Annotated in this window: 9 protein-coding genes and 1 pseudogene; all 10 read right to left on the reverse strand. The window is 32.8% G+C overall.

Features of this window, described 5'->3' with window-relative positions:
• Positions 1-259: 259 nt before the first annotated feature.
• Positions 260-1285, reverse strand: a complete 1026-nt coding sequence (ltaE, locus tag Q326_RS0103775; protein ID WP_026894168.1) for a low-specificity L-threonine aldolase — start codon at positions 1283-1285, stop codon at positions 260-262.
• Between the two features lie 152 nt (positions 1286-1437).
• On the reverse strand, positions 1438-2505 hold the full coding sequence (orr, locus tag Q326_RS0103780) for an ornithine racemase Orr (RefSeq protein WP_026894169.1): 1068 nt from the start codon (positions 2503-2505) through the stop codon (positions 1438-1440).
• A gap of 297 nt (positions 2506-2802) precedes the next feature.
• Positions 2803-4197, reverse strand: coding sequence for a GlmL-related ornithine degradation protein (locus Q326_RS0103785; RefSeq protein WP_026894170.1), 1395 nt, complete (start codon positions 4195-4197; stop codon positions 2803-2805).
• Complete coding sequence (gene oraE, locus Q326_RS0103790; RefSeq protein ID WP_026894171.1) at positions 4187-6400, reverse strand: D-ornithine 4,5-aminomutase subunit OraE; 2214 nt, start codon at positions 6398-6400, stop codon at positions 4187-4189. The genes Q326_RS0103785 and oraE overlap by 11 nt, the downstream gene beginning before the upstream one ends.
• Positions 6400-6777: an ornithine aminomutase subunit alpha gene (locus tag Q326_RS0103795; RefSeq protein ID WP_034601019.1), complete on the reverse strand. Its 378-nt coding sequence runs from the start codon at positions 6775-6777 to the stop codon at positions 6400-6402. Before Q326_RS0103795 ends, oraE begins: the two co-directional genes overlap by 1 nt.
• An 86-nt stretch (positions 6778-6863) precedes the next feature.
• The gene (ortB, locus tag Q326_RS0103800; protein WP_026894173.1) at positions 6864-8282 is read right to left on the reverse strand and encodes a 2-amino-4-oxopentanoate thiolase subunit OrtB; all 1419 of its coding nucleotides are present in this window, start codon (positions 8280-8282) and stop codon (positions 6864-6866) included.
• Complete coding sequence (gene ortA, locus Q326_RS0103805) at positions 8275-8589, reverse strand: 2-amino-4-oxopentanoate thiolase subunit OrtA (protein WP_026894174.1); 315 nt, start codon at positions 8587-8589, stop codon at positions 8275-8277. The genes ortB and ortA overlap by 8 nt, the downstream gene beginning before the upstream one ends.
• 13 nt (positions 8590-8602) lie before the next feature.
• The gene (ord, locus tag Q326_RS0103810) at positions 8603-9652 is read right to left on the reverse strand and encodes a 2,4-diaminopentanoate dehydrogenase (protein ID WP_026894175.1); all 1050 of its coding nucleotides are present in this window, start codon (positions 9650-9652) and stop codon (positions 8603-8605) included.
• 210 nt (positions 9653-9862) lie between these two features.
• The gene (locus Q326_RS0103815) at positions 9863-11287 is read right to left on the reverse strand and encodes a sigma-54 interaction domain-containing protein (protein ID WP_026894176.1); all 1425 of its coding nucleotides are present in this window, start codon (positions 11285-11287) and stop codon (positions 9863-9865) included.
• A 240-nt stretch (positions 11288-11527) separates the two neighbouring features.
• A pseudogene (locus tag Q326_RS0103820) lies at positions 11528-11731 on the reverse strand (IS110 family transposase); the annotation flags it as partial.

Consider the following 11731-nt stretch of genomic DNA (forward strand, 5'->3'; position numbering starts at 1 on the left):
TCATCCTTTCTAAATAAGGTTAATCTAAATATTTACCATTAATTCTTAGTTCTTAGTTCTTAGTTCTTAGCTCTTAGCTCTTAGTTCTTAGCTCTTAGTTCTTAGTTGTTAGTTGTTAGTTGTTAGTTGTTAGGAAAAGATTTAGAAATCCGTAGGATTTCCTCCATTAACTACGAACTACTTACTACTAACTATTAATTATTAATACTTAATTTTAATATAAAGACTATATACCTATATGATTGCTACATTCATAAGGCTAATTCAAAATATTTTTTATAGCATTTATTACTTTATCAATATCTTCTTTGGAAACCCAATAGTTTGTTACAAATCTATATTCTCCATCTTCTTTTCCATTAATCTTTATACCTTGAGATAACAACTTCTCTATAAATACTCCTTCATCTATTACATTATCTTCAAGTCTAAAAAACACCATATTTATATCTCTTCTATCCATTATTACATTTATATCTTTAAATTCATTCAATTTATCAGCTAAATATCTAGCATTTTCATGATCTTTGTCAATTTCACTAACCATTTCTTCTAATGCTACAATACCTGCAGCAGCCAATATTCCCACCTGCCTTAATCCTCCACCCATAAGTTTTCTATTTTTTCTTGCCTTATTTATAAAATCTACACTACCTACTAACATAGAACCTACTGGAGCACATAGTCCTTTAGACAAGCAAAACATTACACTATCAGCATATTTTGCAATTTCCTTAGGTTCCACATCTAATGAGTTTGCCGCATTAAAAATCCTAGCTCCATCCAAATGCACTGGTATGCTGTATTTATCTGAAATTGCCTTTATTTCTGTCATATTTTCAATAGGTAATACTGTTCCAACAGAGTGGGCATTTTCCATACATATAAGACCTGTTTCTGGAAAATGAATATCTTCAGGTCTTATACTCTTTTCTACATCTATAGGATTCATTTGTCCGTCCTTTCCAGGAATTGTCCTTAATTGAACATTAGATATTAATGCAGCTGCTCCTACTTCATGCATAATAATATGGGATGTCCCCTCCAATATCACTTCATCTCCAGGCTTTGTATGTGTTAATAAGGATAATTGATTCCCAAATGTTCCACTGGGAACAAATAACGCTGCTTCTTTCCCTAATATATCAGCAGACATTTTTTCTAATTCTTTAACAGTGGGATCATCTTCATATACATCATCTCCCACCACAGCCCGTGCCATAGCAGTCCTCATCTTATCAGTAGGGATAGTAACAGTATCACTTCTCAAATCTATATATCTCATATTCTACCTCCCAATCTTTAATTTATTACATTATATAATATCTTAATATATTTTTCCAATAAAACAAAAAGTAAAAAAGTTAGTAGTTCGTGGTCTAATGATAAAACCCATAGGATTTTTTCCATCAACTACTTACTACTAACTACTTACTACTAACTACTTACTACCTTATCTACATATTCAGATGTCATGGTCTTCAATATTCCCCCATAACTCAATCTAAAAGATATTATATCTCCTATATTATAATCATTTTTAGTATCGGTTATGTCAAGTATCAAATGGTCACTACTACCTCCTAATATATCTATATCACAGTCATACAGTTCTATATCAGATATGTCTACATCTTGTTTTCCTATAGCACATAATGCCCTCTTTCTTATACCTTTATCTATAAAGGTAGGTTTATTCCCAAATGCATCCATACCAATGTCTCCAATGGGTATAGATGGTTTTTCCTTTATTTCTATTATCTCTACTTCTAATTTAAAACAGTCTCTGTGTGCATTCTCTATATTTTCACCAAAAGCAGTTTCACGACCTAAAACTAAAGATTCTCCTAATCTTAAATGGTTTATACCCTGTGGCATATCATCACTTTCTATTAAATGTAAACTACTGGAATTTCCACCTGATATCATTTCTAACTCTAAATTGTTTCTTTCTTTTATTTTATCTCTTATGTTCAATAACTTATTTAAATTCTCTTTTCTAGGTATTATTCCTCCATAACAAGTGAGATTAGTTCCTATTCCCTTTACTCTTATATTTTCATATTTTTTTATCTTATTTATAGTTTCATATATCTCTTCTTCCTCAAATATACCTTCCCTTAAATCCCCTAAATCTATCATTAATATAATATTGTGGACTTTATTTTTTTTCTTTGCCCATGTAGACAATTCCTCTATGACTTCAATCTCAGAATTTAAAGATATATCTGCATACTCCACCACATCTTCTGCTTGACTCTTCATCGGAAGTCTCAACAAAATTTTAGGTATATGAAATTTATTGAGTTTCTTTAAATTTTCTATTCTAGAATCTGCCAAGTATTTTGCTCCTCCTTTTATCATAGCATCTGCAATCTCTGGAGCTCCACAAAATACCTTTGTAACAGCAGCAATATCTATTCCTTTTTCATTACATTTTTTAGAAAGTAACAATGTATTTTTTTCTATTTTATTTAAATCTATAATTACCTTTGGATAAGACAATATTATTCTCTCCCTTCTATATATAATAGTCTAACTCTCGTTAACTTAAAGTATTTACAAATATATAAGACAAAAGATTGTATTATAAAATTTATTAAAATATAAAAAAGTTAGTAGTTAGTTGTAAGTAGCCAGTAGTCTAAAGAAAAAATCCATAGGATTTCTTCCATTAACTACAAACTACTAACTTCAAACTACTAACCGTCTTGATTAAGGCTAACAACTGTTTTTATACCCTTCTCATTAACATTAATCCAACTGTTATTAAGCCTTACAATCAAATATAATATATAAAGCTCACTCTTCTTTGCAGCAAATCTCTATATTTTCTATTTCTAAACTCTTTTTCAATAATTCAACTGCGGCCTTTGGTTGCTCTACAGACAATACCCCTAAAGATGCCATTATATAATGGTTATCTACTAATATTTTAGCATATTCACCAGGAAAAAGTTCATTACCCTTGTTGTTCTTTGATATAGACTCCATTATACTAACCCTATTAGGTAATCTTGTAAGGGCTCCACCTGTTCCTATTATATACCTTATCTTTGTTAAGTCTTTGCCCTCAGCTACCGTTTTCTTTCCTCCTGGACCATATAAATCTCTAAAATGTCCTGCATGTCTTCTTATAGAGGTAATTACTGCTTCCTTAGTCAATTCTTCAACAAATCTTTTTTGATCATCACTTTTTGGAATAGGTTTATGATTATCTATAAGACCTTCAACTTCACCCTCTGTAATATTCATCCTTTTTGCCAAATCTTTTTTACCTATTCTTTCAACTATATTTTCCATGTTTACATATACACCCAAATCACCTTCAACCGTTCTCTTAGCGACAGGTTCAGGGCTTATAAGTATTCTATTAACTTCATCGCTACCCTCTGTAACAGAATGGACATCGGTAGTAGCTCCTCCAACATCTAAAGTAACTAAATCTCCTATTTCATCCTTTAAAACCTTAGATGCCTGCATAACTGCGCCAGGGGTAGGCATAATAGAACCACTGACCATATCCCTAACTCTGGTCATCCCAGGAGCATGAACTATATGTTCTTCAAATACATCTTGTATTACCTTCCTAGTAGGTTCTATATTTAATTGGTCTATCTTTGGATATACATTGTCTACTATATAAAGTTCGGTCTGCTTTTCTTTAAAAATCTCCCTTATTTCCTCTTGGTTTTCAACATTTCCAGCATAAATCACTGGTATGTCTAAATTCAAATCAGCAATTATTTCTGCATTATATAATGCAGTATCTCGTTCTCCAAAATCTACTCCACCTGCAATCAAAATTATATTTGGATTAATCTCTTTAAGTTTTTTTACATCAGTTCTCCTCATCTTTCCAGCAGTTATCTGATGTAAGTTTGCACCAGCTCCCAATGCTGCCTCTTTAGCTGCCCTAACAGTCATATCATAAACAAGTCCATGCACTGTCATTCTTAATCCTCCAGCAGCACTACTGGTAGCTAATAACTTTCCATATTCTAAATCATCTATATTAAGGCTTTTTTTCATATCATCTATTGCACCTTTAAGACCAATATTTACATCTCCTTGATCTACAGATGTAGGTGCTTGACCTTGACCAATAAACTCAGGTGAAGAGCTATCAATGCCATTAAAGGCATTGACAACTGTTGTAGTACTACCTATTTCAGCAACTAATATATCAATCTTCATTTTGAAGCTTCCTTCTTCCCTTAACTAATGCTGTAGCTACATGAACACCTTTAGATCCCCTTCCAAATCCTGCATCCATACCATTCTTAACAGCTAGTTCAGGAGTTACCTGTGTTCCTCCTGCAAGTATCATAATCTTATCTCTTATGCCTTTCTCTATACAAAGTTCATGAATTTTCTTCATATTTTTGTAATGAATATCGTCATGACTTATGATAGTAGAAGCCATAATAGCATCAGCATTGGTTTCTATAGCTGCATCTACAAGTTTTTCAACAGGCACAGATGTACCTAGGTATTCACAATCTATTCCATATTTTTCAATTCCACCATGCTTTATGTCTATTATTTCTCTTAATCCTACAGAGTGCTCATCTTCTCCCACTGTACCAGCAACTACTTTCATAGGATTGTTCTTTATTTCTTCTCTTATTTCATCATCAGTCATAATTTCTGGTTTTGGTGGTATTACAAGATCATCTATATTTATAGAGAAAGGTACTTTACCCTTCATTTCTATCCTTGTACCTTCAGCATTTTGCATTATTTCCTTATGAATAACTTCTACTTCTTCAAGCCCCATCTTCTTACCAAATTCTAATGCAGCAAACTCAGCAGTCCTTTCATCTGTAGGAAGCATAATTGTAAGAAGTACAGTTCCATCTGCATGCCATTCCATCTCAGGTTTAATTTTATTGCTTTCTCTATACTCTTTAGTTTCTTCTAATCTCTTATAAACATTGTCTTCTTCATCTAACTCATCTATGAATATAATCTTTTCTGGTTTTTCAAATGTACAACCATCAATCAATTTAGATGGATCATCTACTGCATTTTTATCATATTGTTCCACATTATTATATCCAAAGAATGCAGTTACTGGAGCCATATAGTCTTCATCTCTTTCATATACAGTTCCTACTCCAATACCACCTTCAATTTTTCTTGCTATACCATCACCGTTTCTTTCTGGATATTCTCCTGAATCTACGAAGAAACCTTCTTCTACAGCTTGGAAATATCCACCAACTTCTAATATTTCTTCCATAAACAATATTGCTCTTTCTTTCAATTCTCTTACTTTATCAGCAAGATACCCTTTATCTCTCTTAATCTCTACCATTTCAGTTAGACCATCCATACCTACAAGGGCTTGTTTCGCAGTATCTGTACCTTCTATATTGTATATATGCCAAGGTACATTCCTTCCTTCATCAGGAGTAATAGTTGATTGTATTTCCGCTCTAGTCAATTTAGAAATCAAAAGATTAAGAGTATGAGTTACAGTAGCTTCCCTAGTAGATGAACCCATATACTTAGTATTCTGTTGTGCTCTCATTTTGTAATCTCTAAACAACTCTCTCAGAGCAACAGCATATGGTAAATCCAGTTTCATACATGGAGCTGGAGGTGCTGTTGGTGGCACTGTAGAAAGACAAATATTTTCTTTCTCAATTCCACATTTAACTGAAAATATAGAATTTATTGCATGTTGTACCATCAATTCAGGCATTACCTTCCATGCCTGCATAGCTGTAGCATTGGCATTATGTGCACCATCTATTTGAGCCATATTGGCCCATGCCATTACTCTCTTAGCATTTGCTGCATCCACAAAGGATCTTATCATATTGATATTTCTATAAAGCACATTATATTGTGGATCCTGATGGGCACCATTAACTCCCTCTTCTGCAAACATTACTGCAACTTCAGGTCCAGCAACACCACTAACATATGAATGATAATTTATTGGACGACCTACTTCTTCTTCTATTAAATCCAACGCTTTCCTTTGAGCCCTAACTTGTTTTCTAGTTACAGGAATACCACCTATTCCTTGAGGAGTACCTTCAATAAGTCCATCCATATGACTTTGTCCTGCAGTTCTTATAACCATCAAATGGTCTGCCCCGTGCCATGCTGCCATTCTCATCCTTCTAATATCATCTTCAAACCTACCTGAAGCAATCTCAGTAGTTATAACATTAGTAGGTTGAGGATCTATATCTTTAAAATAATGGGCTGAAGGCAAAGGTTGACTTTGCTTTAATCCTTCACTACAATCAGAATATTCAAACTGTCCAATCTTAGTTTTACCTAAAGGTTTTCTCCAATGCCATCCTCTTCTCTTTGGAGTATAGTTCTCTATATCTTTCAATATTTCTTCTATATTGAGCTTATCATTTGGCTTCAATTCCATTATTTTTCACCTCCCTTGAAAACCTCTACTACATAATCCCAAAGTTGGTCATCACCATCAACTAATTTAAGACCCGCTTCTCTTATATCCATATTTTTATCTTTCGCAACTCTATATACCACATGTCCTGCACCTTTTCCCATAAGACCTCTATCTATTACACCGTTTACTATAGCCTTTGCTTCTATACTTGAAAAACCCATCCTCAAAAGAACTGATCTTTCAATAGAAGGTGATGTATTCTTCTTAGCAAGATCCACCATAGGATCTACAATCTTCCCTGCCAATTCCCAAAACCGTGCTTCTAACTGTTCTTCTGTCATATCTGCTAAATGCTTTCTTCTGGCTTCAAAATCATCTTTTCTTATTTCACTCACAGCTTTCCCCTCTTTCTTTATAGATTTTATAACTGTTAAGCCCAATACTCCCACTTAAAAAAGCAGGAGTTAAAGGCTATCAATATTTAATATTTTACACCTAATTCATCTAAAATAGATTTTACAAACTCTTCGTCTTTTCTTGTCTCTTCTGCAAGGAATTTTATGTCTTTTTCAGTTATATCAACATCTGAATTATTTGCAATAGCATTTTTAATAAATGATCTCTTAAGTTTATCTAGCTTTATCTCGTTTACTTTAATATAGCTTGGATCTTTGGGAAGAACTATATTTTCACCAGGTACTTGATCCTTTGGATCTCCTACAACTACTTTTATGCCATTATCCTTAGCAAAGGACAATTGTGGTTGTATATGCTTTCCAGCTCCAGTATATTCAGTCTCTTGAACAACTATAATCTTATCTTTATCCAACTCTTGTGCCAACGAGAATGCAGCTGCAAGGGATGTATTCCCTGCTGGTCCCCTTTCTAGACCTTCTACCTGTGCTAATGCTTCAGTTATATAGAATACTTCCCCTTGAGTTACAGTTACATATCTATCCATGTATCTAAGGGGTCTAGCCGCTGATCTAGGTACATCAGACCTATCTGGCCATGTAGCAAATGGGATTCCAAACCCAGTATGTCCTGTAGTAAAAGATTTTTTATTAAATTGCTTATCACTAGCCATGTGTAATCCAGACAAATCAACACTGGCTCCTATAACCTGAGTATCAGTAGCACCAGCTTTTATAAGACCTCTAGCAGTTCCAGTAAGATTTCCTCCTCCTGCATTAGTAGCTACTACTACATCTGGAAATTTACCTTCTTTTTCTTTGAATTGTTCAGCTATCTCATATCCTAATGTCTCAACACCAGCTATTCCAAATGGTGTATAAAGAGAGGCATTGAAATATCCTGTTTCTTCCAATAACACTAAGAAAGTATAGAATAGTTCAGGTCCTACAGTTAATTGAACTACTTCTGCACCATATGCTTCACATTTTCTAGCCTTCTCTACTATCTCAGGTTGCCCCTTATGTTCTGAATCATAGCACTCTTGAACTATTATACATTTAAGCCCAAGCATAGCAGCCTGACTTGCAACTGCTGCACCATAATTTCCACTTGTAGCAGCTATTACACCTTTATATCCCATTTTTTTTGCATGATATACTGATGCCGCTGCCCTTCTAGCCTTATAACTGCCTGATGGATTTGCCGCTTCATCCTTGACAAAAATTCTTGCTCCTTTTCCTTCTGGTGCAAACTTTCTTGCCAAAGCAGTAAGATTTCTCAATTCGTATACAGGAGTGTTTCCTATACCTGTTCTTCCTTCTATCTCTTTTATTTCATCTATAGTATATCCTACTTTTTTCATCATTCCTTCATAGTCAAATGCTATGCCTTTACTTTCAAATGTTCCATAGTCTATTCCAACAGCCTTTTTCATAATTTCATTCTTTCTATCATTAACAGCCTTGTAACTCATATCTTTATTCATTTGACTCACCACCTTCTAATATGGATCTCAGTTGCCTTCCTATATAAGAAAGCTCAGGTACATATTCGCCATAATTATGTTTATATTGGGGATTGATTTCTACCATTTTTCCCTTTATCTTTCTTCCTATATAAGTTTCTACTTCTACTTCGTCTCCTATTTTAGCTTCATCATTTAATAAAAATCCTTTATCCCACATCTCAAGGGATACCTTTTTAGTATCATCAGGTACTTGAGGAGCCCTTTCTTCTGATGTCAATACAATATTATATATTCTTACCCAATCTCCTTTTTTAGCTATATCCATAATATACACACCTCTACTTTCTAATTAATTCTCTCATATCTCCCATAATTGCCCTAGGTACAGGTAAATCAAGCATAGTCTTTAGTCCTGCATCTGCATTTATAATATGTGGAATCATATTAACACACATAGCTATAGTTCCTATCCCTCCAGGAACTTCTGGTTTTATTGCCATATCAATATCAGGAGTTCCCTTTATTCTTATATAATCTCCTGTTTCAACACCTTCTAATTGAGGCTCAACTTGTTGTGGATGAATCATTTCTATCTTTCTTTCTCCATCTACCATACCATGTCCTAACATCTTTACACCTGCTACATTTCCTGGTTGTACTTCTGCATATGGTGCCTTTCTATATACATTAGAAACAATAGGGTCTTTAGATTGAGATATTTGTCCATCTAATTTCCATCCTATTGCATCAGCAATCATTCTAATTGACTCATGAAATCCAACATGTCCTGCTATAGTATTATCTTTTACCCCTTGCTCAAATTCTTCTTTAGTTACACCAACACCTTGTTCTTCCATAACTGCACGACCAAATGGTGATAAGCTGTTAACTCTTTCAGCTTCTATATGACTAACTTCTTCACAAGCACCTGTAAGAACTACAACTAGTAAATCCATTATAAGTCCTGGATTAATACCAGTTCCCAATACAGAAACACCGTTTTCCTTAGCTATTTTGTCCATCTTCTTAGCTAATTCTGGTGATTGAGCTTGAGGATAAGCCATCTCTTCTGCAGTAGATACTACATTTATACCATTCTCTAATACAAACTTTATTTTATCAAATGCATTTTTAGTAAATGAATCAGTAGCTAATAAAACTACATCTGCAGACTTTTCCTTTATTACTTCTTCTGGATCACCTTTAATTATAACTTCAGGTCTATCTCCCTTTTCTACACCCAATACTTCAAACATACTTTTATCTTTTCTTGCTTCAGCTTTATCGCATACTCCTACTATATCTACACCTTTTTTCTTTAATAGCATTTTTGCCATTCCACTTCCCATGGCTCCAAATCCCCAAATAATCACTTTTACATTTTCCAATTTGCTACACCTCCTAATAATTTAACAAAACATTTCACTTTAAATATAATGCAATATTCTTGCCAAACAAAGCTTTTTTATCATATTTCACCATCTTTCCCATGATTTCAATGTTTTTAGAAGATTTAAATAAATATAAAAATTGTCTAAATAGTCTTAAAAACCTTCTTATGCAAATCTATTTGCATAAGAAGTGCAAAAATATTGGCTCTAGATAAATATTTCATATTTTTTCAGTTTATGTTGAAGGGTTTGTCTTTTTATTTTCATTGACCTGGCTGCCTTGGATATATTGTAGTCATTTTCCTCTAATCTTTTTAATATTATCTCTTTCTCTACTTGAGAAATAATATTAGGTAATGGCTCTTCAACATCTATTTCTTTAAAAGATTGTAAGATATTACCCTTTTTCTTCATTAGTTTATTTATGTATGGTGGTAAATGATTTTCTTTTATAACATGTTCATCATTTCTTATTAAATTCATTGCTCCTTCTATAACATTTTGTAATTCTCTAACATTACCAGGCCAACTGTACTGTTCAAATATTTTAAAAACATTTTCTGATATAATCCATACATCTTTGTCTAACAGTTTATTAAACTTTTTAATAAAGTATTCACTTAGTAATCTTATGTCTTTTATTCTATCCTTTAACAAAGGAACTTCTATAAATACAACATTCAATCTGTAGAATAAGTCTCTTCTTATTTTACCTTGATCTATGGCTTGTTCTGGGGATTCATTAGTTGTAGCTATTATTCTAACATCTACAGGTATATCTTTAAGACCTCCAACTCTTCTTATATATCCTTCCTGTATTACTCTAAGTAGTTTTGCCTGTAAATTTAATCCCATAGAATTTATTTCATCTAATAATAGTGTGCCTCCATGGGCTTGCTCAAAAAGTCCAGCTCTATCAACTGCACCAGTAAAGCTACCCTTTACTGTTCCAAATAGTATACTTTCTAATAAACTCTCTGGTAATGCTGCACAGTTTTGGGCAACAAAATGTTCATTACTTCTTATTCCTGAATAATGTATGCTTTGAGCAAAAAGTTCTTTTCCTGTTCCCGTCTCTCCATATATAAAGACATTTGAAGATGTCTCCGATGCCTTTCTTCCTATATCTATGGCCCTTTTAAATAATTCACTATTTCCTATTATATCTTCAAAGGTATAATATTTTTTTTCTTTTTCTGCTTTATTATTACCTCTATTGTTAATATTTATTAACTCTTGCTTTAAATCCACTAATCTTTCAGATAATTCCTTTATTTCAGTTATATTCTGAGCTATTTCAAATGCCCCTACCTTTTTTCCTCCTTCAAATAATGGCATAGTAGTGTTCATAGTAACTATCTTTTCTCCATTATAATTTAAATAAGACTGAACTTTATTTATTATTGGTCTTCCTGTTTTCATCACTGTATATAATGTACTTGTACTTTCATCCAAGCTAGGAAATATATCAAATATATGTTTATTAATCACATCATGAATTTCTAATCCTTCAAGCTTTGCCATAGCATTATTATAAAGAATAGTTTCACCCTTTATGTCTATAACATGTATACCCTCATCAAGTTGATTTATTATATCTCCTAATATATTATTATTTAATATAAATTTCATGGTATCATCCTTCTACTAGGTTTTTATATTTAACAATCCTTCTCAAAACTAATTAATAACTATTATAGTGTATGCCCTTTCTTTTTTCAAACAAACAAAAAAAGAAAGACCAACTATTAAAAGTCAAGTCATTAAATAAAATAATTTTTAGAATTTTAATATTTAAAAAGAGCACAACAAATAAGACTTGTAAATTACAAGAGTTTAAAAGATAGTATTTAAAAATAAGATAAGTTAGATTTATTCATTTAGCCTTACTTCATAAGGAGCCTGATTTTTAAGCACAGCGTAAATAATATTGCACATTTTTCTTGAAACAGCACCAATGCAAGTAAGGTGGTGTTTACCTTCACCACGTTTCTTAAGATAATAAGCATTTAGTACAGGGTCATTAAAAGAAGCTACTAAAGCAGCTTGAAACAAGGCTTTCCTTAAATAAGGAGA

Source organism: Clostridiisalibacter paucivorans DSM 22131, from assembly GCF_000620125.1.
In the GTDB taxonomy this organism is placed as follows: Bacteria; Bacillota; Clostridia; order Tissierellales; family Clostridiisalibacteraceae; genus Clostridiisalibacter; species Clostridiisalibacter paucivorans.

Coding starts and splice junctions, on each gene's coding strand:
- Q326_RS0103785 (WP_026894170.1), bottom strand. CDS start 4,197: ATGAAGATTGATATATTAGTTGCTGAAATAGGTAGTACTACAACAGTT.
- ortB (WP_026894173.1), bottom strand. CDS start 8,282: ATGAATAAAGATATGAGTTACAAGGCTGTTAATGATAGAAAGAATGAA.
- Q326_RS0103815 (WP_026894176.1), bottom strand. CDS start 11,287: ATGAAATTTATATTAAATAATAATATATTAGGAGATATAATAAATCAA.
- ltaE (WP_026894168.1), bottom strand. CDS start 1,285: ATGAGATATATAGATTTGAGAAGTGATACTGTTACTATCCCTACTGAT.
- ortA (WP_026894174.1), bottom strand. CDS start 8,589: ATGGATATAGCTAAAAAAGGAGATTGGGTAAGAATATATAATATTGTA.
- oraE (WP_026894171.1), bottom strand. CDS start 6,400: ATGGAATTGAAGCCAAATGATAAGCTCAATATAGAAGAAATATTGAAA.